Raw genomic sequence first — 26,842 nt, forward strand, 5'->3', positions numbered from 1 at the left:
GAATTCTGTCAAACAAAGCAGCGCTAATCGCTGCTCTTAATTTACTACTTAACGCTCTCGAACAAGTCGAAAGCCTATATAATTCGCTCTAAAATCTGGTGCTAAAGCTAAGCGAGTTGATACTCTTGCCAAGCTCGGAGCAAAATTCCACGCACCACCACGTACAGTAACATCCTGTTGAGATGCACGCTTCTGCGTCCACTCCCATACATTTCCAACTGTGTCATACAGACCGTAACTATTTGGTGAAAACTGACTGACTGGAGCTGGGCTTTTATTTGACCACTCACTTCCGCACCAGCCACAATTTGCTAAATTTCTACCAATTTCATTTCCCCAAGGGTACTCTGAAGTTGTACCTGCGCGAGCAGCATATTCCCACTCGACTTCATTGGGTAATCGATATTGTTGTCCCTTTTCACCAGATAACCAATTAGCGTACGCTTTAGCGTCATCGTAAGCAACGCAGACAACGGGAAAATTATCTGATTGCTCATAGCCTGGATTTTGCCAGTTAAATTCAAGTTCCCAAACAGGTTCACCGTTTTTATAAAATGCGCACCCTTTACCCTGCTCAGCTAACGTTTTATAACCCGTGCTTTGTGCAAAACGTCGAAAGGCGGCAACCGTGACTTCAGTACTTTGCATTGCATATGAGTGGCTTAGCACTTTTTCCACAATTGGACGCTCATTTGGCAAGCCATTACCCGTTAAGTCTCCCATCTTGAAAGTGCCAGCTGGAATAATCGCGAGTTCATTTTCAGTAGGTGACTGAGCAATAGACTGAACCGGTGAAGTGTTAGTTCCTGTTTTTTTACTGACTAACTGAGTAACTGACTGACGCTTTTTGACTAACTTTGCATTGATAGTTTGTGCTGCTTGTAGATGAATTCGCGCTTTGTAAGGTTCGTAACCGATTTTTCTGATTTCAACATCATAGAAGCCCGTTGGGATAGCAACCGTCGTTTTGGTCGCACCATAGCTCACTCCGTTGATGAATACTTCGTCATCGTAAACATTAGACCGTAATGTCAGCTCGACTGTTTTATCAGCCGTTTGTGACTTTTTTACAAGGGGGGTCTCCACGATGGGTTGTTTAGCAATAGTAGCCACATCCACCGGCGTACTTTGTTTATCTGTAAAAGTCAGTTGGTCGTCGCTGTATATTGCCGTGTAATTTGATTGGTAATTGACGGCCAGTGGAGTGCCATATTCAACACAATAACGGTTATCTAAGCTTAACAAGTTACATAAACGACTGCTGTTTACATCGCCACGCATCGTCACACTTAAATTCACGCTGTAATTGCCTTGACCACTAAATCCACTATTTACAACATGACTACTAACTACGTGTACCTGCGCTCCGGCCATATTGCGTTTTGGCTCAACCACTCTGCTTTCTGTCAAGTTAGCAAAGATTTGGTCAATAAAGCGTTTCGTTGCTTTTTGCAAACCCATCTGTTGACCACGCTGTTCACAAGCAGCCAAGGTTTCTGTGCGTTTACAATTAATCGTATGCTCTATCTCTAATGTGCCTTCGCGAGTAAATTCGTTGCGAAGCCTTTCAACTCGTGCAGTACCGAGTTGATCCTTGAGGTTTTCAAGTGTATTCACCAAAGTATGTTTGGTGATGCGAACCTGCTCAATATCTTTTCGTTGAGATGCAATTGCCGCTATTTGCATCGCAATATCTTCTTTGTTTTGCTTGTGATCTGCTACCGCTTGTTGATAACGAGACTGCGCTGCGGAAATATCAATAGAGGGATCGTCAATCAACCTTCTATACAGCTCATTCATCGCATCCAATGCTTGATTTTTCTCTTTGTCTAACTCTCCAGACCGTTTGCGCAGTAATTCAAGCTGAGATTGTAGACGCGTTTCTTCTGCTAAGTGCTTTTCCAACACAACCGAGTATTTATCTAATTCAGTTTGCTTAGTAGACAGCTCAGATTCAATGGCTGTGACCGTCGCAGTGTCTTGCGCCATAGCGCTTGAAGCAACAGTACTCATGGCCAGAATAGAGGCCGAGACAATAAAAGTTAAAGGAGCAATTCGCATATGTTCCATTCCCAACAGCGGCAGTTGTTTGGTCTTGTTATTTCTTATAGTTAGGGCTCTATGCTATGTACTTACAAAGTAAAACACAAGCTTTGCACAATTAATATCTGAGTTTACAACTATTAACCAGCGTCTTGCCAGTTTTTAGATGAGATTTTGTCGATTTTTCTCTCTCATTACGCTGCGTTACACATTTAACATGACAATCTTCGCATCACTTAAAAAAGTAGTAACAAACACTGGAGTGAAATGTTGATGCTGTTTACCATAACGCAGTGTCTGTTCATACCAATCTCATCATGTTAGCAATCAAAGATATTAAAGAATCGCCAATTCAAATCATCAATCATCCGATACTGGAAAAATATGGTCTTACATTGCAAGTGAAACGTGATGACCTGATCCATCCAGTAATTCAAGGAAACAAATGGCGGAAGTTGAAATATAACTTACTTCATCTACAAAAATCCGGACTTGAAGAGCTGGTCACCTTTGGCGGTGCTTTTTCCAATCATTTATACGCTACGAGTATGGCATGTAAACTATTTGGAATAGCAGGCCACCTGATTGTCAGAGGTCCAGAACTGGACTATCACAACCCTACACTAAAAATGGCGAGCGCATGTGGGCTAACCCTACACCCCGTCAGTCGCATAGAGTATAGACAAAGGTCGAGTCCTGATTATTTACTGCGGTTGCAAGCCAAGTTTGAAAATGCCTTTATTATACCTGAAGGAGGAAGCAACCACTTTGCTTTACAAGGTATTCAAGAGCTTGCCACTTCACTACCACAGAGTGACTATATAATGACAGCTGTCGGTAGCGGAGGCACACTCGCAGGCCTGATAGCTGCATCGAAAAGTTCCCAAGTACTTGGTGTTACCGTGTTAAAAGGCGCGCAATACTTAGAGCAAGAAATAAAAGCGCTACTACCCAACGATTGCTTTAATACTTGGGGACTTCTACATGACTTTCATCATGGCGGATATGCCAAAACCACACCGGAATTACTCTCATTTTGCGCTCACATGAAGGAAAAGTACGCACTCCCCTTGGAACCTATTTATACAGGCAAACTATTTTTCGCTATATTCTCTTTGGCACAGCAGGGTTATTTTGATAGCGGCAGTGTGATCACCGCTATCCACACAGGTGGATTACAAGGACTGGATGGGATGCGTTACATGCAGCAAGGCCACCGTTAATCCTTGCGACACGGTGGTGTAAGTACATAATCAACATGTTGTGAGGATATTTATACCAATTTGACTTAATACTTACTCAATTTGAAGGAGTAAATCTGATGCTAACCGCGATAAAAATTTCTTATTTAGAACAACTAAATAGCAAAATTTTTGCCTTACCTACAGGACGTAGGTACCTCGGCGTGAGCAGGACGCGGAAGCGGTGTTATCGACAAGATTTTCTCGCCTCAAAATAGACCACTTAATTAAGAAAATTGGTATTATTGCTACCGCCACATCGGGTTAGTGAATATCCGCAAGCTGTTCCAGAGGCGCTGAAAAATAATGTCCTTGTGCGCCTTTAACGCCTAAGCTTTTAATACAACTTAACTCGCTTTGTGTTTCGATGCCCACAGCGTATACAGGGATCCCTAACCCTCTAGCTTGTGTAACAATTTGCCTTACGGTTCGTTTCCGATAAGCCGATTTCTCAATTTCATGCACCAATTCATAACTCAACTTAATCGCTTTGACCTGTTTGATAAGTGGGGTAGAAGCCAAAGATACCGTTTGTGTTACATTGTCCAAGTAAAGGTCACAACCTAAGCCTTTGAGCCGTCTAAACGCTTGAAGCAATCTTTCTCCATGTAAATGCACATCTTCAATACTAAGCTCAAAACCGATTGCGGAGCCACCATGGGCAGCGACTATTTGCTGCTCTAACCAATCAATAAAAGTTTGATCTAGCCAGCTATTGATATGCAAATTTATACTGACCTTACCAAAGCTCTTTTCTTGTTGATAAACCGAAAGTACTTGCTTAACAATAGCCCTATCAAGAAATTGAAACTGCTCTGGTGTGTATAGATGCTGCATCACTTGTTTTGCAGAAATACGTCCCATTTCCTTATGAGAGACCCTTAACAAGGCTTCGCTCACAATGACATCTTCCACCAAAAAATCGAACAGCGGCTGAAAAAACAATGAAAATTGCCCTGTTTTAAGATGAGTAAGCAGCATTTCACCATCTTCATTTAATCTTCTTGCGAGTAACTCTGTCAGGTGAACTAAGTGGGTATGTTGCCACACTTGATTTTGCGCAATCGCAAGTGCAGACTTTGCACTCTGATAAACTTGCGTTTGTTGCTTATTCTCTTGATAAAGACACGCACCAAGTTTTACTTTGCTACGCGATAGATCACCACGAAACGCTAACATGACTTTAAAAACGATTTCATGCATCTGCTTCGCCAAATCCATGCCTTTACTGGTATCAACCTGCTTTACGGTAACCGCTAATGCACCCGATGGTAAGTATTTTACCGCCACCGTACCAAACTCACTGAGCCCCTTAACCAATGCAAGCTGAAAGTGTAGCTGTAGATCAACCTCTTTTGGTGAATGACACTGCCAATGTACTAATGCAAAAAACGCATAACCTTCTTCAGATTTTATTGGTAACAATGTGCGCTCATCGTTATCTTCTTTGGGCTCAGGCTTACCGTATAAGAACCACCAGCGGTGAACGAAAAGAACAAGACCAAAAAAAAGCAAATTGAAAAAAATAAGTAAGTGACCATGACTGACCCAGACAGGTTCATGATAGAGCACAACCGGCCTTTCGTTAACCACAAACCGGTGAGCTTCGTGCTGTGCCAAAGGTAAAGTGCTGAAACCATGATTTGCCGCAATGCGCTCAGCTTCCTGTTCCATTTTACTGGCTGTTAATTGCGTTATTTCAGCAGCAGCTGCTTCTCCTTGGCTGTGAATTTGCATGTGCAGCAAGTGTTGAATTAGAAAATTTAAGCAAAACAACACAACCAAGCTGACCGCGATTAACTTGTTCCTATACTGACCACTACATCCATCTAACAGCTGACTTGGCATAAGGCTTGATTTGGTTTGAAAGATAACTGAAGTGTTGTTCAAAATTGCACAAAACTCAAGCAAGGTTGAAGGTTATACCAGTTTTCTTAATTAAGTGGTCTATTGTGAGGCGAGAAAATCTTGTCGATAACCAGGCAAAAATTTTGCTATTTAGTTGTTCTAAATAAGAAATTTTTAACGCGGTTGGCGTCGGATTTACTCCTTCAAATTGAGCAAGTATTAAGTCAAATTGCTATTAAATTACCTCTATAAACTAAGCACCTGAGAACAAGTCAGAAAAGTGCTCGCGTTCAATATCAATTTATACGGAAAGGTTGCTATAAGGAAATCAATTACAACAACCCCAGCACGAGGCTGGGGTTAGAAAAAATTACACTATTTCACATGTTCTTTAGAACGGAATATCATCATCAAAATCGATTGGTGGCTCCATAGGGTTTGAGCTACCGCCTGACTGTGACTGGTTTTGATTCTGTTGCGGTGCAAACCCACCTTGCGATTGACCACCAAAGCCAGAAGATTGTTGTGTATTCTGCTGCGATTGCTGAGGTGCAAAGCCACCTTGTTGCTGGTTTGACTGCTGCTGTGGCTGCGCATACTGTTGTTGTGGCGCTTGATTATAGCTTTGTTGGCCATAGTTATTTTGCTGTTGCTGACCACCTTGGTATTGACCGCCGCCTTGGCCTTGCTGCTCACCACGGCCACCCAACATCTGCATTTGACCACCCATGTCTACAACAATTTCTGTTGTATACTTTTCTTGGCCGCTTTGATCTGTCCACTTACGAGTCTGCAAACGCCCTTCGATGTATACTTGTGAGCCTTTTCTCAGGTACTCACCAGCCACTTCTGCTAGCTTGCCAAATAGTACAACTCTGTGCCACTCAGTGCGCTCTTGTAGTTGACCGGTATTTTTATCCTTCCAGCTGTCTGTTGTCGCGATGCTGATGTTAGCCACACCATTACCATTTGGCATATAGCGAACTTCAGGATCTTGGCCCAGATTACCTACCAAAATTACTTTATTAACACCACGTGCCATGGCATTGTCTCCTCACATTATGACAAGCCTAGCAGTTGCTTGGCTTGCTTCAAATCAAAAACTTTATCTTCTACTTTCAAGTAACTACGATTCTCGTCACTCACGACTGTCGCTTCAAGCACACCTGGCAATAGAACTAGCTGTTCTGCTAACTTCGATGCTTGCTGTTCACTACCTACAGCAGCAACCAGACTAATCGTTTTGCTTTTTGGTGGCACTTGCATGCCCCAAGCGATAACGAACCATATTACCCCAATAATAGCCGTTGCGGCAAATATCGTATCGATCGCAAAATTTTGTGCCAACACTCCACCAAGTGCACCACCAATAAAGGCTCCCATAAATTGTCCAGAGGAGAATATCCCCATCGCAGAGCCCTTTTGATTTGCAGGAGCAATACGGGAAACCAGCGCAGGCATCGTCGCTTCAAGAAAATTGAATGCAATAAAATATATTAGCATCGCACCTGCAATAACCCATAAGGAATCAACGTAACAATATAAAATAACTGAGCTTACTACTAACATTGCTATCGACAGTAAAAAGGTTTGCTTCTCTTTTTGTTTACGGATAGCCACTATCATCATCGGAGCCATTAATAAAAAGGCTAACAAGAAAACTGGGATATAAAGTTGCCAATGTTTGTCAGCTGCTAGTCCATCTCGAATTAACTGACCAGGTAAAGCAACAAAAATAGTCGTTAGGGTTAGATGTAGAAGAAGCACACCAAGATCAAGCCTCAGCAGCTGTGAGTGTTGCAACAGACGTCGAATATCTGAAAAACTGGCGACCGTATCGCCTTTTGGTGCTTTATTAACGGCGTTAGGTACCATAAAAATAATAATGGCAATGCCGACAAACGCCAGTAGTGTCGTTAACCAGAAGATCCCGGCAATACCAAATGAAGCAGCAACCATAGGTCCTAAGAGCATAGCAAAGGCAAAACTCATACCTATGCACATACCAATAACAGCCATTACTTTAGGACGCTGCTCATCACGACTCAGGTCGGCAGCTAAGGCAAGTAGCGCGCTTGCAATTGCCCCCATTCCCTGTAAAGCACGACCAAGTGTGACCCAATAAATACTATCTGCTAACGCAGCAATAATAGAACCTAATGCAAATACCAGTAAGCCTGCAATGATAATAGGTTTACGACCAAACTTGTCAGATAACCACCCCATGGGAATTTGCAACAATGCTTGAGTTAAACCATACGCACCAATAGCTAACCCTATCCATAACGGTGACACATCTTGTAGGGATTGACCGTAAATAGCCAATACCGGCATCAACATGAACAAGCCAAGCATACGAAAAGCAAATACACCAGCAAGAGAAATAGCGGCTCGCTTTTCTATCGGATTTAAAGAGTCAGTAGACATAAGGTGGAATTCGTCCCTAGCAAAAATCACGCGCAAGTTTAACAAACTCTAGTGCTAACTTACACTAATTAGCAGAATAAAGTGTGTGATAGAAAAGCACGGTTAGACCTCAGTTTACGCTATATTTTTCAGTTATCTGATTTAATTTACCACTGCGCTTTAAGCGCTCAAATGCCTGCGTTAAGCGCTGTAATCGCTCAATCGAAGTGCGCTTTTTGCTGAAAGCAAAATAAACTGGATCTTCGTTGATAATCAGAGAGTTTATTGTAAACATCTCAAAATCTGGGTTGTTTTGACTCTGGTATAGAATATTGAATTTCTCTTCCAAAAAACCAGCAATACGCCCCTTTTTCAGCAAATTAAGTTTTACTTGATTATCTGGAACAAAGATGAATTGTGTTTCATTGTCTTTACGTTGTTTTAGCCGCTGAGTAAATGCCTCACCGTAATAGGCGTTACGTTGAATGGCAATTGGCTTTGAGAGGTGGAACAGCGACTCTAATGAATCTAATTGATATGGCGCATGTGCATTCATTGCAAATACAATCGTTTCCATTCTTTGAGGACCAATAAAGTAGGCATACTGTTCACGCAAAGGTGTTTTGGTAACACTTAAAATAAGATCTATTTCTCCTTCTTCTAACAGCTTTAATGCCCGCCCCCAAGGAATGCTCACAAAACGATAACGGCAACCCGCTTCATCCAGTAAAGCCTTAGCAAAATCCACATCCATTCCATGCCACACTAAATCCTCATCCAATTTTGATTGTGCCGCATAATTTTCAAACCTTACCACCAGCTCACATGCCATAATACCCTGGCAAAACAGCGCGAATAAGAGTAATAGTCGATACAAAGTACTGATCTCTGACTGATCGGTTTAATAAGTTTAGTTCGTTTAGCACAGATAACTTAATTTTATATTCGGGATGCGGTAATCTGTTCACTTCACATCATGTTATGACTGGTTCATATTTCATTTTGATGAATTAGTATCGCTCACTCACTACAGCACACGAGAAGACACAAGGGTCGTATGGATAAAATAGAAGTCAGGGGTGCCCGCACCCACAATTTAAAAGACATTTCTCTCACCATCCCTAGAGACAAGTTAATAGTGATCACAGGTCTCTCAGGTTCAGGTAAGTCGTCGTTAGCATTCGATACTTTATACGCGGAAGGTCAGCGACGCTACGTTGAGTCATTATCGGCATACGCGAGACAGTTTTTATCATTAATGGAAAAACCCGACGTCGATCATATCGAGGGGTTATCTCCAGCCATCTCTATTGAACAAAAATCGACCTCTCATAACCCACGCTCAACGGTCGGCACAATTACCGAGATATACGATTATCTTAGGTTGCTATTTGCTCGTGTAGGAGAGCCGAGATGCCCAACTCACAATTTGCCTTTAGCCGCGCAAACTATCAGCCAAATGGTAGACACTGTTTTAGCGTTACCACAAGACAGTAAATTAATGCTGTTGGCACCAGTGGTGAAAAATCGTAAAGGTGAGCATGTCAAGCTACTAGAGGAACTTGCCAGTCAAGGTTTTATACGGGCGCGTATTGATGGTGAAGTCTGCGATTTATCAGATCCACCAACACTTGAACTTCAGAAAAAGCACACTATCGAAGTTGTAGTCGATCGCTTTAAGGTCAAGCCTGGACTTGAACAACGCCTAGCAGAATCCTTTGAAACGGCACTGGAGCTAGCTGATGGCATCGCACAAGTTGCCTATATGGATGACAACCAAGCGGAAGAATTGGTCTTTTCAGCTAATTTTGCTTGTCCAAGCTGTGGCTACGCGATGACCGAATTAGAGCCGCGACTCTTTTCTTTCAACAACCCAGCCGGTGCTTGTCAAAGCTGTGATGGCTTAGGAGTAAAGCAATACTTTGATCCAAAACGAGTCGTCCAAAATCCGGAGCTCAGTTTAGCTGGCGGGGCAATCAAGGGATGGGATAAGCGCAGCTTTTATTATTTCCAAATGCTAAGCTCTGTTGCAGAACAATACGGTTTTGATCTTGAAACTCCATTTAAAGAGTTACCTAGTAAATTCCAAAAAGTCGTATTGGAAGGATCAGGAAAAACCAAAATCGCTTTTAAATATCGCAACGATAGAGGCGATTTGATCACGCGTAATCACGAGTYTGAAGGTGTACTGAACAATATGAACCGCCGTTATCGAGAAACGGAGTCTAGTTCTGTGCGTGAAGAGCTTGCAAAATATCAAACCAGTCAAGCCTGCCCTAGCTGTGATGGTTCGCGACTGCGAGAAGAGGCGCGTCATGTATTTATCGGTGCGACCAACTTACCCGCTATCACCACTATGAGTATTGGTGAAGCAAGTCAGTTTTTTACTGAGCTGGCGCTTAGTGGGCAAAAAGCCCAAATCGCAGACAAAATATTGAAAGAAATTCGCGATCGACTGTCATTTTTGATCAATGTTGGCTTGAACTATTTATCACTAGAGCGCAGTGCAGACACTTTATCCGGTGGAGAAGCTCAGCGTATCCGTCTTGCTAGCCAAATTGGAGCTGGTCTTGTTGGCGTAATGTACGTGTTAGATGAACCTTCCATTGGGCTACATCAACGCGACAATGACCGTCTGCTCAAAACGCTGACTCATCTAAGAGATCTTGGTAATACTGTTATCGTTGTTGAACATGACGAAGATGCCATCCGCGCAGCTGACCATATCATTGATATTGGGCCAGGTGCAGGTGTTCATGGTGGCTATGTTGTCGCTGAGGGTAATCGCGATGACATAATGCAGAGTAAAGACTCACTCACGGGGCAATATCTCAGTGGTGAAAAACGCATAGAAGTACCAGCCCAAAGACACCTCAGCGATGACAAATGGTTAGAGTTGAAAGGTGCAACTGGCAATAACCTTAAGAATGTTAACTTGAGCGTTCCAGTTGGTTTAATGACCTGTATTACGGGAGTGTCAGGTTCGGGTAAGTCCACTTTAATCAATGACACCCTATTTAAGCTTGCACACCAAGAATTGAATGGCGCAACGACCCAAGAAGCGGCCCCCTACGAGTCAATCCAGGGTCTTGAGCATTTTGATAAAGTCATCGATATTGATCAAAGCCCTATAGGCCGTACCCCAAGGTCTAACCCTGCAACTTATACCGGTATTTTTACCGCCATCCGTGAACTATTTGCAGCGACCCAAGAAGCGCGTTCACGTGGCTACAAAGTAGGTCGCTTCAGTTTCAATGTCAAAGGTGGTCGTTGTGAAGCTTGCCAAGGCGATGGTGTCATTAAAGTAGAAATGCACTTTTTGCCGGATGTTTATGTACCTTGTGATGTATGTGCAGGCAAACGTTATAACCGTGAAACACTTGAGGTGCTTTATAAAGGTAAAAACATCCACGAAGTACTAGAGATGACTGTTGAAGATGCCAGAGCATTTTTTGATAAAATCCCAGCAATTAACCGCAAACTGCAAACGTTAATGGATGTTGGCCTTTCTTACATTCGTTTAGGGCAAGCCGCAACAACTTTGTCTGGAGGCGAAGCACAGCGGGTTAAGCTTGCGCGGGAGTTATCAAAACGAGATACAGGTAAAACACTCTACATTCTCGACGAGCCGACAACTGGGTTGCACTTTCATGACATACAACAGCTACTTGCAGTGCTCCACCGTCTGCGTGACCATGGCAATACAGTACTTGTAATCGAGCATAACCTGGATGTCATCAAAACCGCGGATTGGATTGTCGATTTAGGTCCTGAAGGAGGAGCTGGAGGCGGACAAATATTGGTATCCGGAACGCCTGAGACAGTGGCAAACTTTGCTGGTTCTCATACCGGAAAGTACCTAAAACCTTTATTGTCATAATTTCTAAAAATCTCTATTATTGGTGCATAATAATTATAAACTTGCTTATTATGCACCAACTTCTTGCACCCAAAAATTTTACCGCCTACTTAGCTAAATTACGCTTTGGTTTTCAGCAATTTTGGCAAAGCCTAACACTCGCTCAGCGATACTACTTAATTAGTTTCCTTATTTTCCTCTTCAGTGTTACGCAACCCGAAGATCATATCTTTACCGCATGTTTGATTTTAATCACCACCGTTATTGCGTTGTGTTACGAATTTTGGCCCCGCATCATCACATTTTGGGAAAGCATTCCTGGTAAAACATTAATTCTGTTGTTTTACGCCTTAATCGCCAATTTTGTTCTTGTTCAGGCAGACGGCAGGATAAATGACTTAACTGGAGTCAGTACCGATAACTTTCCTTATACCCATAACCTCAGTGTTTTACTGTCATTACCAACATGGTTTTTTATTACTAGCACTTTCTTGTTGATACTGACGCAGCTTTTAATGACCTTCTATGTGGTGCTGCTATTCTTACTAAAGCCACTTCGTATCAAGCCATTTTGGCATGAAACCCACTATCGATTCCCTGCGACTACCGCAATCATTCGGCTTATCATGTGTTTTGTTCTACTTGCTTTTTTGGTGCTAGGTATAACAAAGTCAGGAGCTTCAAATACCATTGGAGAGCTTTCATCTGATTTTAAAATCGATGAAAATGGCATTACCTTTGAGGCGCGAGGAACTGTACCAGAAGCAGCCGAGTCTCTCACGACGGATATAAAAGCAGCGTCAACTGAGCTGAATGAGCTTCAAACAACGCCACCAGAAACACAAACTAGTGAGTCAACGTCGCTCTCAGTTTCTATTAACAATGGTTCAGAAACAGATAAGTCAGATGCTAGCCAAAACTATGATGAGGTCCTCAACCAAATTCTTGCCTATTTTATCTTTCGTTTTGAATCCGACGGTAGTTCGCGTTGCGAACATACCGAAGGGAGTAACATAGTCGAGCTAAACGATTATGAAATATTGGAGATCATGCCAAACAGCACAGCTAAATATGGTTATACATATACAGTTAAGCCCTGTATCTCCGCAGCCATAGGTCACCAATTTAAAGGGCTTAAACCATAAAGTGAGCTAACGACTCTCGCTCTTGTTGACTAAGTGACTTTGAAGACTTTGCAGCAAAGTCATATCGAACCATAGTTGTTCTACCTTCAGCGCAGCACTCTTGGTGCTGCCAAGCTTGCTGTAATATCACAAAGGAGCTATTGCCAACACGCTCAATCACGGTCTTTATCTCCACCTCTTGACCATAAAATAGCTCGCCTTTAAAGGTTACTTCTATCTTCGCTACGATTAACTTCCATGCTTTAGGATTTAAATCAGGTGTAAATATTTTGAAAATAGGTGTGCGCGCAGCTTCAAACCATACGGGTAGTACGGTATTGTTAATATGTCCAAGCACGTCGGTGTCACAAAAACGCGGCATAAGTTTTTCAGACAACATGATAACTCCAATAAAAACTAGGGAAAAACATGAGTGATTTTATTCGCGTTTATGATAACGCACTCAGTTCAGACTTTTGTGATGAATTTATTCAGACCTTTGATCGCAGCCCACACTTACAGCAAGGAACCACATCTGGTGGTGTGGATTTGAACAAAAAGGTGAGTCAAGATCTCTATTTAAATTCTTATCCTGACTATGCCAAACAGTTACAGTACATTCAACAGGTTACAGCAAAGCACTTGTTTGAATACCTTGAAGAACACTTTTTTATGATCATTGGTGCGTTCGGGCTTAAAGTGTACCATCCAAAAACCGGGGAACCTGTCGATGTAACTGTGGATAACTTTGAAGAAGTCGGCAAGCCACAGCTCCCCGTGCTCACTCAGCAGCTGTTTCGTTTAGGTGCAATTCAAGCCCAACGATATCAAATAAATAAAGGCGGCTACCCTTATTGGCACAGCGAAGTTTATCCTCAACACGACCATAATGAGGCTTTACACAGAGTACTATTATTTATGTTTTACCTTAATGATGTAGAGGAAGGTGGTGAGACTGAATTTTATTATCAGCAACGTAAAATTGCACCAGTAAAGGGTTCAATGGTTATCGCTCCTGGGTACTTTACTCATACTCACAGAGGCAACATTCCCATTTCCAACGACAAATACATATTAACCTCTTGGGTCTTGTTCAATAGGGCAGAGCAACTTTACGGCACACCTAAATAATACCAATTTGACTTAATACTTGCTCAATTTGAATGAGTAAATCTGACGCTAACAGCGTTAAAAATTTCTCATTTAGAACAACTAAATAGCAAAATTTTTGCCTGGTTATCGACAAGATTTTCTCGCTTCAAAATAGACCACTTAATTAAGCAAATTGGTATAAGCTGAACCTTGCAGAATAAATAAAATGCGATGAGCAAAATCAGATGTACGAAAACATTATGTACTAACACTCATTTTGCTCGTATAAACTCAGCCCACTCCTTCAGCATTGGCATAAAATCTTCGTAACCGCAAATGGCCATCATACCTGATTCATCTAACGCTAACGCATCTTCTTGATACTGCATCACGTCCTCACTTTCATGAAACAACGCGTGACTTTCAAACAAGGCTTCTTGTGGGGTAAAAGTCGCGCGAATTTCTTTACCTGTGAGAATAAGCTCTTCCTTTTGAAAAGAGAGCGCTTCTAATTGAGAAATTAATGCTCTTACACTGTTATGATCAAGTTCTTCAGACAACCATCGGCCGATTAAAGCATGTTCATCATTAAAGCGAGCACGAAAGCCTGAAAGTGGATCACGAATAAATTGGTATTCCATTGTTACTATTTGATAAAAAATACACCTTTGCATTATACCCCAGTAGTACCCGCTAAGCATTCATTGATAGAATTGCACCTAGCTTAATTATATTTGGTTTGCGCATGTCACCTTTTGAGATTTTATTTCCCCTTATTTTTATTGTGTTATCTGGGTATATCAGCGCCAAAGTTGGCTTTATTCCCATTAAACAACTTGATGGCTTGCGTACCTTCATTTTTAACTTGTGTATTCCTGTTCTGCTATTTAGCAGTATGATACAAGCCAATTTAAGTAATTTAGCGGCCGGCTCCTTACTACTGTCATTTTACTTACCTGTGGCGCTGACTTACCTCGCGCTATATTTACTACTTTTTAGGGGGCGTAAATTTCCTAAGGCCGATTGTGCAACAAAGGCTTTGGGAGGCACCTACTCAAATACGGTGTTAGTGGGACTTCCAGTTATTTTGATGGCGCTCGGTAAGCAAGCTGGTGCAATGGTTTTTATGATCATTACTTTTCACAGTCTGATGCTGTTTTTTATGACTTTTTCTCTGGCCGCTAAAAATCAAGCTCTTATAGGGATCGTTAAACCTTTATTACTCAACCCGATAGTTATCAGTATTACTTCTGGATTAGTACTAAACATAGCTGGTGTCGAACTACCAAGCTTGTTGATGGAAAGTTTAAGCTGGCTGGCTAAACCCGCCATTCCAGGTGCTTTATTTATTCTCGGCGCGAGTTTGCTGCAATATGGGATAAAAGGACATCTGAAGGGGGCGCTATGGTTAAGTAGTGTAAAACTGGTTCTGTTACCCGCATGCGTTTACTTGTTTGCAATTTATCTAGAACTACCGACGCAACAGGTGCAAGTCATCACATTAATGAGCGCCTCTCCACTGGGTGTAAATGCTTATCTTGTTGCACGCCAGTTAGACAGTCAAGCGGCGACGCTTGCCGCCACTGTAGTGCTATCTACTATGCTAAGCGTTGTCACGCTTTCAGGCTGGCTATTCCTACTGGTCTAGCCATCAATACCGAGGGGGCGTATATTTTGCTGCATCAATAATAGCCCAAATATGGAATATTCCAGCAACAATGGCTGGGATGAGAAGAAACCATAACGCATAGCCACCGAATACAATGATGGCGAAAATCAGGGCAGATAAAATTCGCCCTTGAACCAACTGGCCAAGGCCAGGGAAAAATATGTTACAAAGCGCAGCGATGACATTACCACCAGAACCTTGTCCAGACATAGTTACYTCTCTTAGTTACTTTAAGTCTTTATTTTGATGTATCAGGTTTCGTGCCAAACTTAACCTTTTGATTTTATTTAAAATAAAGCAAGCCAACCATTTTCTATTTACTAAAAGTTCGCCTAAACCACTAACTTTTAGCTTAAAGTTTAGCTATATTGTGCTTCGCAGCTCAATCTTTATGATTTGCAAAGAACAATAATGAAAACAGGATGTCCTATGCTGAGCAAGTTTACCACCCCACTCACTAAATTAGTCGATAAGTACCTTCCAGATCCATTTGTTATTGTACTTTTACTCACTTTTTTGGTGATGCTACTGGCCTTTGCGTTTACACCTAACACTCCTATCTTAATCATAGAAGCATGGGGCAATGGTTTTTGGAAGCTACTTACTTTTGCCATGCAAATGTTACTGGTTCTGTTATGTGGACATATGCTCGCTATCACCCCCCCTGTGGCTAAGCTGTTAGATAAGTTAGCTCGAATAGCCCAGACCCCGTCTCAAGCTATTATGTTAACGACGCTCGTCGCTATGAGTGCTAGCTGGCTTAACTGGGGGTTTGGCCTTGTGGTCGGTGCTTTATTTGCTAAGGCCATCGCAAAGCACGTAAGAGTAGACTATCGCCTCTTAGTGGCTAGCGCATACTCAGGTTTTATTGTATGGCATGCGGGGTTAGCAGGCTCAATCCCGCTAACCATCGCGACACCTGGGCACTTTAGTGAGCAGAGCATAGGTGTTATTGCCACCACCGAAACTATCTTTTCACCATTTAACCTATTGATGACATTGTGTATCTTTATTGTTTTGCCGCTTTTAAATAAGTTCATGCTACCAAAAGATAACGAAGCCATTATCATAGATAAAGCAAAGCTACACGATGACTCCCCGCAAATTAGTCGTCACGATACCCCAGCATCTCAATTAGAAAATGCCGCATGGATAGGAATATTGAGCGGAATGCTAGGTATTTTTTATTTGGCCTACACTTTCATTTTCAACGGAGGGACACTCACCCTCAATACCGTTATCGCTCTCTTTTTGTTCTTAGCCATGATGCTACACAAAACCCCAGCTAATATCTTAGCCAGCCTGCAACAAGCAATCCAAGGTGGTGCAGGTATTGTCATTCAGTTTCCGTTTTATGCTGGGATCATGGCGATTATGATCGATACTGGTCTTGCACAACAAATATCACAAGGCTTCGTATCTATAAGTAGTCAATGGACACTGCCTGTTTGGAGTTTTTTAAGTGCTGGTCTGGTTAATATCTTTGTGCCTTCTGGTGGTGGTCAATGGGCTGTACAAGCTCCAATCATTATTCCTGCGGCTGAAGCGCTAAATGCAGACATATCCAGAGTCGCAATGGCTGTCGCCTGGGGAGACGCTTGGACTAACCTTATCCAGCCTTTTTGGGCACTGCCTGTACTTGCCATTGCGGGGCTCAAAGCCAAAGATATTATGGGTTTTTGTTTAGTACAGTTATTGGTAACAGGCACAATCATCACTGCGCTCTTATTGCTACCATTGTAATAAGGCGCTTTACGCGCCTTATTAGTTATTTTAGCTGGATAAAATCTTCATCGGCAAACTCAGAATTGGATTGTCAGAATCAGCAAAGTGCATCATTACAGCAACATGCCCACATACCACCAACACGTACATTAGGGCACTGACCACCTGACCATATCTATCTAATGGTATTAAGTGACTGTGATGACGCCCTCGCCATTCCAGCAAGATTTCAAAACTCCCAACCAAAATAAAGATAACAAGCAATATCAATCCAAATGTATAGCTGATCCAAAGGCCCAGCATCACACCAGCCATACATGCTAATAGTCCCACCCAAGAGCGCATCGAAAAACTAATGCTCTTAAGTACATGGCCACCGTCCAGTGGCAAAATAGGTAATAAGTTAAATAAGTTGAGCAATGCGCTCAATACCGCGACGCCTGCGAATATTTCCATTTCTGTCGCGTAATAGAGCACGACACCTAAAACTGAGGTAATTAATCCAAAAGCAGGCCCCATTAAAGAGATCACTACATCTTGCCAACGTGTCACTATTTTATCATCGCTCACCGCAAGACCGCCGACAAATGGAATTAGATAAATCCCTTTTGTCTTGATACCAAAATAGCGCATCGCTCTAACATGGCCATATTCATGTACAACCAAACAGGCTACAAGCATAAGTGCAAACTGCCATGAAAACAGCCAAGCATAACCAGCCACAGACGCTCCAGCTAGAGCAGCTTTAACCACTTTTGCACTTTTAAATAGCTTAAGCCCCAGAGCAGCTAAACCAAAAAGGCTGCGTTTTTCTTTGGGTGTCTCAGTGCTTACCTCTACCCACTGAGTATCGGAGTCGTTAACAATAATACCCAAAAGTCCTTGTGGAAGTTGCTCTGTACGTACAGCCAAGGCTTGACCTTCAACTGAAGCACTGACGTAACCTCCATGCTCCTCAAAAGCAATCGCTTGCTGCTCAACAAATATTTGTACAACCTGCTGTTGATTAAAAAATATAGATACAGCCTTCTCGGCTAGCGATAATTCGACTCTATTCATATCCAAACCCAAAAATCGTTTGCAGTATTATCACTAAAACTAGGCATTGCACAATGTCTTTACCGTTACTAGGTTAGAAAAATCAATGCAAAATTCGATAATGGGATTAAAAGTTGAGTAAAAGTCATGTCGTTAAGAATGCGCGACTTTAAGCACTTTGGAATATTTGTACTAAGCTTTAAGAAGGTTCGGTATACGAAGGAATTGTTAATGTCATTAGCAAAAAATCGGATAATGGTAGTAGATGATTCTCCAGCAATACTCGTTGTGATGCAGGCCATTATGACAGAGTTAGGTATTGAGCATGTCACCACCTGTTCAAGCGCGATCAATGCCCTTGAAAAAGTTCGGCAAACTCCTCACCAGTTTGATGCCGTTTTCACCGATCTCAATATGCCTGAGATGGATGGCATGGAGTTTATACACAAGCTCGGAGAACTGAAGTTTTCTGGTGGTATTATTATTATTTCTGAAATGAATGAAAAGATAATTGACCTAGCAACAAACCTAGCCCGCCAATCAAATGCACACCTCATCGGTAATATAACCAAACCAATACAGCTAATCGATGTCGAACGCATGCTGAAAAAAATGTCAACCTATACAACCGTTAAACGCAATAGCATTGAAAAAGTTACAGAGAGTCAATTACTTCATGCAATCAGCCACAATGAAATAACGCCTTATTATCAGCCTAAAGTGAACCGGGGTGATAAGAAAATTAAGAGTGTTGAAGTGCTGGCACGCATAGTGTCAAAAAGTGCGACCAAAGTCATATTACCGGATCACTTCATCGGGGTAGCAGAAGACACTGACTTAATTAATATCATCACCTTTCAATTATTCGAAAAAGCAACCAATGAGTTTAAAGCCATCAAGTCAGAGCTAAATTACCCAATTAAACTGGCATTCAATTTATCACCAGTTCAGCTCAATGATCTAAGCTGCCCAGATAAACTTGCATTAATATTGGAAATCAACCGCCTAAAACCGAGTGATATTATTTTAGAGATCACCGAAAACCAGCCAATGAATCAGTCAATTCAATTGGAAACAATGAATCGATTACGGATCCGTGGTTTTGACATTTCATTGGACGATTTTGGTACGGGCTTTACCAATATCCAGCAGTTAAAATCTTTACCCTTTACTGAGATAAAAATCGATCGCTCTTTGATCACCCATGTCGAGTCAGATAGATTTTCGCAAGTTCTCATCGACAGCCTTATAGACATAGCGCAGAATCAGCAACTTGATATAGTTGCCGAAGGTATTGAGCGCATTGAAGAGCTTCAATACCTTGACCGTTATAAGCATAGCCTGTTAATGCAAGGCTTTTTAATCAGCAAGCCAAAACCATTAGATGAACTCATAAGCTGGATTCATTCTTGGCAGCGTATGATTAATTCGAACCCTTAACCTCAGGCTGTTCGGGCTGCTCTGCGATTTTTTCCGCTTCCTGATTCTCAAGCGCTTCAGTCTCATCAATATCCTCAATCAGGTTATCATGATTGTCTACACGCTCTCGCCACTTTTGTTTTGCAGCCGCCTGCATATTGGTCGTTTGTTCCCTTTCATCGACAATATCCATCCCCATTAGGGATTCGAGTAAGTCCTCTAGGGTGACAATACCTTGTACATCTCCGTATTCATCAACCACTAATGCAATATGTAAGCGCTTCGAGAGCAGCGCCTTAAATAACTCAGGAGCAGCTAGAGTTTCAGGTACGGTGTATAGCGGACGAGAAAGCTTACCAATTTTATATTCTTCTCCTAAACGGTGATAGGCAAGCATGATGTCATTCTTATGAACAAAACCGATAATATCATCGGTGTTTTTATCAAATACCAAGACTCGAGAAAATGCAACCGAACCATGCTCTGATAAGTATCCATGCACCGTCATATCTTTGTGGACTTTGAACAACACTGTTCTTGGGGTCATAATACTTTCAAGTCGTGCATGGCGAAAACGCAGCAGGCTTCGGATAGTCTCGGTCTCATCTTGGTGTAAAGCACCTGCTTCAGAACCAATTTCAGCCATCGCTTCTATTTCTTGACGAATATAATGCGCTTCATCTTCTTTTCGGCCTATTACTTTGGTTAACTGATCAGACATCCATACAAACGGTTTAAGCACCCGCACTAACCATACCAGCACACCGGACACTATTGGCGTTAAAGCACGCCAATAAGTCGCCCCTAAAGTTTTTGGAATAATTTCGGATAGTACTAAGACGAGCAATGTCATGATTGCAGATGCAATACCAACAGCTGCATCTGAAAATACCACAGCAGCTTGCGCCCCCACCCCAGCTGCACCAGCAGTATGGGCAACGGTATTAAGTGTTAGGATCGCAGAAAGTGGCTGATCTATATTATCTTTGAGCGTTTGTACACGATCGGCTAACCCACCATTGTCTTGTCTAAGTATCCCGATATGGCTTGGCGTAATACTTAGCAATACGGCTTCCATCACCGAGCAAATAAACGAAATAGCTATCGCCAAAAACATATAGGTTAAAAGTAGGGTCAAGTATGTACTCCTCTTAATTTAAAACATAAGTATGGGGGCGCGGTATGCTCGATCAAACAATTAAATGAGAGCTTGCCAGGTTTATTGACGCCAAATCTTAAATTTAGGACGTCTATCGCAGCAATACAACCGAGTTAAAATACTATGATATAGTTTTATCATCTAATTACCTACATTAGGCGCAAATAAATGAAATTACATACAGCCGTTACTCTACTATTTACGGCAGTTTCAACACAACTATCCGCAAGCCCATTAGATGAATCGAAAATACAATTTTTGGGGCCGATTGCAATCAACTCGACAATTAAGCCTGCTGACACCGCACACCGCGATGCGATTATCGACAATTTACTGCCTACTCTACAAAAAAATACAAACCAAATAATGCTCTTTAATCAGCAGAGCAAGTGGCAGCCATTAAATAAAATATCAAAGTTAACGATACCTGGTTTACAAGCGCTAAAGTTTAACTTTACGACTGAGCGCTTTGTATCTGGCAAACTAAAGCTCGAGGGTATTGAGAAAGCCAAGGTCTTTTTAAATGGTGAAGCCGTGAGTGGCATTAGCGAAATTCAACTGGATGTTGCCAAAGGAGATCATCAAGTCCTTGTGGTTGCGGAGCAAGTGAACGATTGGAACAAGGTAGACATTAGTTTTGAAGGTAAAGCTGACCATGACTCCATTACTCTAACCGACAAGCAGACTAAAGCGCTTTCAGCTAAGCAGCTTTTCGATGCACCTACTGTAAGCGCAATTTCATTATCTCCAAATGGAGAATATTACATCACAACGATGCGTCGTTATAACGATGAAAAAGGTAACTCTGCGATTACAGAAACCACTTTGTATAATGAAGATGGTGAGGCCTTATATCACTTTGATGGTATGAATGCTGCTAATTTTGCTTGGCGTGACGACAGTGAAAAGCTTACCTACTTATCTGATAATAAAGCGTATATCTTTGACTTAAAGACAACTAAAAGGACTCAGGTTGCCAGCCAACTAAATGGCGCAAATAGCATAACCTTCTTCGACGAAAATACACTCATTTTTGAATGGACCAACAGTGGCAAAGAAGAAGGCAAGTTGACCAAGCACTATCAAGGTCTAGAAGACCGCTGGTCATATGCTCGTACTCAATCACAAATATTCTTACTAGATATTACTAGCGGTCTGCTTAACCCTGTTACTGTCGGCACACAAAGTCATCAGCTAGCTGACTTTGATGCTAAAGCGAACACAATTCTCGCAACTCGTCATCAGCAAGATTATGCTCAGCCACCACATATGCTGACTGAGCTGATAGAAATTGATTTATCAAACTATCAGCAAAAAGTGATTGGTCAATATCGAACGTTCAATAATGCACAATATACAAAAGAGGGGATCTATGTTACCGCAGGCCCCGATTTTGCAAACGGAGCAGGTCGAAACTTACCAGAAGGTATGCTAGCGAACAATTACGATGGTCAGCTCTATCTCATGGATCGAAGCGGGCAAAACGTTAAAGCATTGAGTAAAAACTTTGACCCTGCGATCAGTAACTTTACCGTACTGAGTAATGGTGATGTAGTACTAAAAGCGACTGATGAAGACCGCCAGCAACTTTTCTTGTTTGACGAGAGCAAAAATAAATTCAAAAGAATAAACACAGGACTAGATGTCGTTGAAAAATATGCTGTATCAGATGAACGTCATGCTCAAGTATTATTTACTGGCACGACGGTCTCAACACCACAACAGCTGAAAACTATACACGTCTCAGATAACCGCTCAAAAACACTCTGGGACTCAAAAGGTATCGCTTATCAGGGTGCTGAAATAGCGAACCTAGAAGAGTTTAACTTCACAAACAAAGAAGGCGTGGAGATAAAAGGTCGTGTTTATTTGCCTCATGATTTAGATAAATCTAAAAAGTACCCTGCACTTGTATACTATTACGGTGGCACATCTCCTGTTACTAGAGGCTTCTCTGGACGCTACCCATTTAATTTATGGGCAGCCAAAGGCTATGTTGTCTACGTACTACAACCAACAGGTGCAACCGGGTTTGGGCAAAAATTCTCAGCCAAACACGTCAACGCATGGGGTGAACATACTGCAAATGACATCATCATGGGAACTAAAGAGTTCGTAAAAGCTTATCCTTTTGTTGATGATAAACGCTTGGGTAACCTCGGCGCATCTTATGGTGGCTTTATGACAATGCTACTAACCACCAAAACCAATTTATTCTCAGCCTCTATCTCACACGCTGGTATTTCAAATATTACCTCTTACTGGGGACAAGGCTGGTGGGGCTATTTATATTCAGGCGAAGCATCAAAGGGAAGCTTCCCTTGGAATAATCCAACACTTTATTCACAGCATAGCCCTGTTTTTAATGCAAATAAGGTAACAACACCGTTATTACTTATCCATGGTGATGCAGATACAAATGTGCCACCGGGTGAAAGTCATAATATGTATACTGCGCTTAAAATACTCGGCCAAGATGTAGAGTTAGTGGAATACAAAGGAGCAGATCACCAAATATTCGCTCGCGATAAACGCTTCCACTGGTGGGATACCATGCTAGCGTATTTTGATAAACATCTTAAAAATGAGCCGCAGTGGTGGCAACACCTGTACGGTAAATAAATTTGTTTTACGGCGGTGCCTTTGGCACCGCTTTTTGATTATGTAAGCGGCAAATAGCACCATCATTGTATATAATTTAATAATATAAGGGCTATCTCTCTTGATTGTTCAAGAAAGGCGGGGTAACGTGCCCAATATATAGAGTTGTAAGAATTCGTTTCGTCTACTTCCAAGCAGCGATTCCTCAGTGCTATATTAACGACAATTAAACAACAATTAACAGTGAAAACATGAGCATAAAGGTTTTATTAGTTGAAGATGATGAACTCTTAGCAAAGCGACTATGTAGCCACTTTGATGATACCGAATTTAGTATCACTGTAGATAATACTGGTGCAGCAGCGCTTGAGCTTATACAAAAACAGACACAAAACCCATTTGCTCTTGCTATTGTTGATGTCGTCTTGCCCGCAACGGACGGTCTTCAACTAGCAAAAGAAATTAATACACTGTCAGATCTAGGCGTTATTATGCTTTCTAGCCGCGATTCTCAAGCAGACAGAATAGCAGGCCTTGCTCAAGGGGCTGACGATTACGTTTGTAAGCCTGTGGATGCGTTAGAACTAGAGCTGCGTATGCGCGCACTTTATAAACGGCTTGTAGGTAGTAAAGATGACGAATCCGAGGAATTTATTGAATATGCAGACTTCAAGCTACACCCCGATAACCGCACTCTGATTAATCAACACGGTACTGAATCGCGCCTAACTGAAGCTGAGCATAAAGTGCTTATCTGCCTGATCTCTAATGCAGGAAGAGCCACGTCTCGGGAGCGTATATCTGAAGATATAGGGCAACCAGATTGGAGCCCTAGCGACAGAACTGTTGATGTTCTAGTAGGTCGGCTACGTAAAAAGCTCGGGGACGAAAAAGAACAAAAGCGTATCGTCACTGTGCGTGGCAAAGGTTATATGCTCTCAACCTAATATCTGGTCAGTTGACCCAATAACCGCTCTAAAGCGCGATAACTTAGCGCCTCCTTTAGATGTACCAAACCAATATCAGTGACGCAGCTCAAATCTGCAATGGTTCTAGCGACTTTGATTATTCGGTGATAGGAGCGAGGTGATAACTGTAGCTTTTCAGCGGCCTTAACTAAAAAAGCACGCTCCGCTTCAGCAAGGTAGCAAACTTTGTTTAGCTCTTTTACTCCTAACTGATCATTACACTTTCCCTGTCTTTGTAATGCAAGTTGGTAAGCTTTCTCGACTCTCTGCCTTATTGACGAACTTGGCTCACTATCACATTGATTTTGTAATTCTTCAGTTTTTAGTCGAGGTAATTCTATCTGTAAATCAATCCTATCTAGAAAGGGACCTGAAATCTTAGACAGATATCGTAACACTTGATCAGGAGAGCTTCTTTTGTCTGTATAACAACCGGTAGGACTTGGGTTCAATGCTGCGATGAGTTGAAAGTTAGCGGGGTAATCAACTTGCCGAGCAGCACGCGAAATCGTGACTGTTCCAGTTTCCATCGGTTCTCTCAACGAGTCTAACACTTTACGGTCAAACTCTGGAAGCTCGTCCAAGAACAGTACTCCATTATTAGATAATGAGATCTCTCCCGGTTTAGGGTTTGATGAGCCTCCGACTAATGCAACTGCAGAGCAGGTATGATGGGGAGCTCTAAATGGACGCATTTTCCAGTTAGATTGGTTGATTGGTTTTCCTAAAATAGAATAAATTGATGCCGTTTCTAGTGCTTGCTGATCCGTCATTTTTGGCATTATAGTCGGTAGCCGTTGTGCTAGCATCGACTTTCCTGTACCGGGAGGCCCTAAAAAAAGGACGTTGTGACCACCCGCTGCTGCAATTTCTAGTACTCTTTTTGCCCCTTCTTGACCTTTGACTTCTGCCATATCTATTGCAGAATCAATATCTTGAGGTAACTGTTGCACGATATGATATTTCTGGTTAATTTCCAATGGTGATTGGCCGCTTAAATGCGACCAAGCCATTTTTAAATTATCTAGCGGCACACGAATGGCAGCAGAAGCTAAACTCGCAACAACATCGTTAGCAAGAGGTAAGTAGCACGCTCTGTTTTTTGTTGCTGCTGCCATTACTGAAGGCAGAATTGCCGTTATCTCTCTCAATTCACCATTCAATGCAAGTTCACCGTAGAACTCTTTATCGATTACAGATTGACTATCTAGCTGACCTGAAGCGACTAAAATTCCCACAGCTATCGCTAAGTCAAATCGTCCACCCTCTTTAGGTAAGTCTGCGGGCGCTAGATTCACAGTGATTCTTTGCTCAGGAAACAAAAAACCAGTATTTGCCATCGCACTTCGGACTCGCTCTTTTGCCTCCTTAACCGATGCCTCTGGCAAGCCCACTATATTGAAAGCAGGTAGACCATTGCTTAAGTGAACTTCAACAATGACCTCTGGTGCTGTGATCCCAACTTGTGCGCGTGTGAACACTTTTGCTAAAGACATCCATGTCTCCTAATAATTAGTTTGGATATTTAAAAACGTGCAAAACCAAATTGTATCTCATTGCAGCAAGACGTAATAATAGTGTCGACGCCATAGATAAAAGCATCACATACTCTGTTGCTAAACCCAGTTTAATAGTTTGAGTATAGACTATCCCTCCAAAAATACAGGTAATAGCGTATAACTCACCTTTTAATAACAGTGGAATTTCTCTGGCCAATACATCGCGGATCACTCCGCCAAAGCAGCCCGTTAATACCCCCATAATGATTGCTGTCATATCAGGCATACCTATACTTAGCGCTTTTTGAACCCCCATTACAGCAAAAAATGCAAGTCCTATTGCATCGGCAATTTGCAGTAAGGTGCGCGGAATATTTTCGTGTCGGTTAAGCCAAAAGATGCTGATAAGAACCGCGCACAATATGGCGTATATATAACTAGTATCATGCAGCCAAAAAACGGGTTGGTCTAAAATTAAATCCCTGATAGTGCCACCGCCAATACCTGTTGCAGCAGCAAGAACAATCACTCCAAAGCCATCCATATGCTTGCTATGCGCAATTAGCGTTCCTGATATGGCAAAGACCATTACCCCTAAAAGATCAAACCAATGGTAGAGTTCTGTCATTTTGTATTAAGTAATGAGGAAAAGAGAAATCATAGCTAAGATCCAAAGCAAAGGGTAGTCGAACAAGCTGCTTTGCTACTAGAAAGCTTCATTAATGAGTCCAATGTCATACAAATGAGCGATAAAGCAAAAAACCCGTCGCATTGCTGCAACGGGTTTGACGTACATGGATGCACTAATGTCGATTAGATTCATGGATGAATGCGGTTAATCGGCCTTTTATAAGGTCCTGGCTCGCTACGAAGTAGGATGTTCTACTTTCACATGGGAAGCCCATACTATCATTGACCGGGGCCGACCCTTCGGCTGTTTTGTTTCACTTCTGAGTTTGGGTGACAAGAAACCGAGGTAACGCTTCGCAGTTCGAGGAACAACTCGGCGGGTAAACCGCCTCCTACCAGTGCAGTACTTTGTTGATGTCGTGGTGGGAGCGAGTTTACCTCGCGATGTTACAAAGTAGACTGTTTTATTCTTTTTGTTTGATAGACCCAACAGCTCGGCGGGTAAACCGCCTCCTACCAGT

General features: G+C 42.1%; 21 protein-coding genes. 9 read left to right on the top strand and 12 right to left on the bottom strand.

Annotated elements, in window-relative coordinates:
* Positions 1 to 48: 48 nt before the first annotated feature.
* Positions 49 to 2,061 carry a formylglycine-generating enzyme family protein gene (locus EAG18_RS04440; protein WP_125251191.1) on the bottom strand — a complete coding sequence of 671 codons (2,013 nt, stop codon included), beginning with the start codon at positions 2,059 to 2,061 and terminating at the stop codon, positions 49 to 51.
* A 299-nt stretch (positions 2,062 to 2,360) separates the two neighbouring features.
* Here EAG18_RS04440 and EAG18_RS04445 point away from each other — a divergent pair, with 299 nt between their 5' ends.
* A complete protein-coding gene (locus EAG18_RS04445) occupies positions 2,361 to 3,266 on the top strand; it encodes a pyridoxal-phosphate dependent enzyme (protein ID WP_125251192.1) in 906 nt (301 codons plus the stop codon).
* A gap of 282 nt (positions 3,267 to 3,548) precedes the next feature.
* Here EAG18_RS04445 and EAG18_RS04450 read toward each other — a convergent pair whose 3' ends face one another.
* The 4 genes from EAG18_RS04450 to EAG18_RS04465 form a co-directional block, all read right to left on the bottom strand.
* Positions 3,549 to 5,021, bottom strand: a complete 1,473-nt coding sequence (locus tag EAG18_RS04450) for an EAL domain-containing protein (RefSeq protein WP_275557228.1) — start codon at positions 5,019 to 5,021, stop codon at positions 3,549 to 3,551.
* Positions 5,022 to 5,523: 502 nt separating this feature from the next.
* Complete coding sequence (gene ssb / locus EAG18_RS04455; RefSeq protein ID WP_125251194.1) at positions 5,524 to 6,174, bottom strand: single-stranded DNA-binding protein; 651 nt, start codon at positions 6,172 to 6,174, stop codon at positions 5,524 to 5,526.
* A 17-nt stretch (positions 6,175 to 6,191) separates the two neighbouring features.
* Entirely contained in the window at positions 6,192 to 7,559 is a 1,368-nt protein-coding gene (locus tag EAG18_RS04460; protein ID WP_125251195.1) for an MFS transporter, read from the bottom strand.
* A gap of 109 nt (positions 7,560 to 7,668) precedes the next feature.
* Positions 7,669 to 8,415, bottom strand: a complete 747-nt coding sequence (locus EAG18_RS04465; protein WP_125251196.1) for a transporter substrate-binding domain-containing protein — start codon at positions 8,413 to 8,415, stop codon at positions 7,669 to 7,671.
* A gap of 180 nt (positions 8,416 to 8,595) precedes the next feature.
* Between EAG18_RS04465 and uvrA the strand changes: the two genes are divergently transcribed.
* Both uvrA and EAG18_RS04475 read left to right on the top strand, forming a co-directional pair.
* Complete coding sequence (gene uvrA, locus EAG18_RS04470; protein ID WP_125251197.1) at positions 8,596 to 11,418, top strand: excinuclease ABC subunit UvrA; 2,823 nt, start codon at positions 8,596 to 8,598, stop codon at positions 11,416 to 11,418.
* A 50-nt stretch (positions 11,419 to 11,468) separates the two neighbouring features.
* Positions 11,469 to 12,542 carry a hypothetical protein gene (locus EAG18_RS04475; protein ID WP_125251198.1) on the top strand — a complete coding sequence of 358 codons (1,074 nt, stop codon included), beginning with the start codon at positions 11,469 to 11,471 and terminating at the stop codon, positions 12,540 to 12,542.
* Here the strand turns inward: EAG18_RS04475 and EAG18_RS04480 are convergent.
* A complete protein-coding gene (locus tag EAG18_RS04480) occupies positions 12,532 to 12,921 on the bottom strand; it encodes a thioesterase family protein (RefSeq protein WP_125251199.1) in 390 nt (129 codons plus the stop codon). The two genes, EAG18_RS04475 and EAG18_RS04480, sit on opposite strands and share 11 nt — an antisense overlap.
* A gap of 29 nt (positions 12,922 to 12,950) precedes the next feature.
* Between EAG18_RS04480 and EAG18_RS04485 the strand changes: the two genes are divergently transcribed.
* Complete coding sequence (locus EAG18_RS04485) at positions 12,951 to 13,652, top strand: 2OG-Fe(II) oxygenase (RefSeq protein ID WP_125251200.1); 702 nt, start codon at positions 12,951 to 12,953, stop codon at positions 13,650 to 13,652.
* A gap of 233 nt (positions 13,653 to 13,885) precedes the next feature.
* Here the strand turns inward: EAG18_RS04485 and EAG18_RS04490 are convergent, their stop codons facing one another.
* Positions 13,886 to 14,254 carry a YacL family protein gene (locus EAG18_RS04490; RefSeq protein ID WP_125251201.1) on the bottom strand — a complete coding sequence of 123 codons (369 nt, stop codon included), beginning with the start codon at positions 14,252 to 14,254 and terminating at the stop codon, positions 13,886 to 13,888.
* A gap of 104 nt (positions 14,255 to 14,358) precedes the next feature.
* Here EAG18_RS04490 and EAG18_RS04495 point away from each other — a divergent pair, with 104 nt between their 5' ends.
* Positions 14,359 to 15,261 (top strand): AEC family transporter, encoded by a 903-nt coding sequence (locus tag EAG18_RS04495; RefSeq protein ID WP_125251202.1) that lies wholly within the window; start codon positions 14,359 to 14,361, stop codon positions 15,259 to 15,261.
* Between the two features lie 3 nt (positions 15,262 to 15,264).
* On the opposite strand, the gene EAG18_RS04500 is transcribed toward EAG18_RS04495, so the two are convergent.
* Entirely contained in the window at positions 15,265 to 15,492 is a 228-nt protein-coding gene (locus EAG18_RS04500) for a hypothetical protein (RefSeq protein WP_125251203.1), read from the bottom strand.
* Between the two features lie 219 nt (positions 15,493 to 15,711).
* Here EAG18_RS04500 and EAG18_RS04505 point away from each other — a divergent pair, with 219 nt between their 5' ends.
* The gene (locus tag EAG18_RS04505; RefSeq protein WP_125251214.1) at positions 15,712 to 17,025 is read left to right on the top strand and encodes a TIGR00366 family protein; all 1,314 of its coding nucleotides are present in this window, start codon (positions 15,712 to 15,714) and stop codon (positions 17,023 to 17,025) included.
* Positions 17,026 to 17,055: 30 nt separating this feature from the next.
* On the opposite strand, the gene EAG18_RS04510 is transcribed toward EAG18_RS04505, so the two are convergent.
* A complete protein-coding gene (locus tag EAG18_RS04510; RefSeq protein WP_125251204.1) occupies positions 17,056 to 18,066 on the bottom strand; it encodes a site-2 protease family protein in 1,011 nt (336 codons plus the stop codon).
* 210 nt (positions 18,067 to 18,276) lie between these two features.
* On the opposite strand from EAG18_RS04510, the gene EAG18_RS04515 reads away from it, so the two are divergent.
* Complete coding sequence (locus tag EAG18_RS04515) at positions 18,277 to 19,485, top strand: EAL domain-containing response regulator (protein WP_125251205.1); 1,209 nt, start codon at positions 18,277 to 18,279, stop codon at positions 19,483 to 19,485.
* Here EAG18_RS04515 and EAG18_RS04520 read toward each other — a convergent pair.
* Positions 19,469 to 20,602, bottom strand: coding sequence for a hemolysin family protein (locus tag EAG18_RS04520; RefSeq protein ID WP_185745553.1), 1,134 nt, complete (start codon positions 20,600 to 20,602; stop codon positions 19,469 to 19,471). The genes EAG18_RS04515 and EAG18_RS04520 overlap by 17 nt on opposite strands.
* Positions 20,603 to 20,791: 189 nt before the next feature.
* Here EAG18_RS04520 and EAG18_RS04525 point away from each other — a divergent pair, with 189 nt between their 5' ends.
* Positions 20,792 to 23,245 (top strand): prolyl oligopeptidase family serine peptidase, encoded by a 2,454-nt coding sequence (locus EAG18_RS04525; RefSeq protein WP_125251206.1) that lies wholly within the window; start codon positions 20,792 to 20,794, stop codon positions 23,243 to 23,245.
* 230 nt (positions 23,246 to 23,475) lie between these two features.
* Positions 23,476 to 24,171, top strand: a complete 696-nt coding sequence (locus tag EAG18_RS04530; RefSeq protein WP_125251207.1) for a response regulator transcription factor — start codon at positions 23,476 to 23,478, stop codon at positions 24,169 to 24,171.
* Here the strand turns inward: EAG18_RS04530 and EAG18_RS04535 are convergent.
* Positions 24,168 to 25,688, bottom strand: a complete 1,521-nt coding sequence (locus EAG18_RS04535) for a YifB family Mg chelatase-like AAA ATPase (RefSeq protein ID WP_125251208.1) — start codon at positions 25,686 to 25,688, stop codon at positions 24,168 to 24,170. The genes EAG18_RS04530 and EAG18_RS04535 overlap by 4 nt on opposite strands.
* Positions 25,689 to 25,704: 16 nt before the next feature.
* Entirely contained in the window at positions 25,705 to 26,319 is a 615-nt protein-coding gene (locus EAG18_RS04540; protein ID WP_125251209.1) for a trimeric intracellular cation channel family protein, read from the bottom strand.
* Between the last annotated feature and the right edge of the window lie 523 nt (positions 26,320 to 26,842).

Source organism: Pseudoalteromonas sp. J010 (assembly GCF_003934235.1).
Classification (GTDB): Bacteria; Pseudomonadota; Gammaproteobacteria; order Enterobacterales; family Alteromonadaceae; genus Pseudoalteromonas; species Pseudoalteromonas peptidolytica.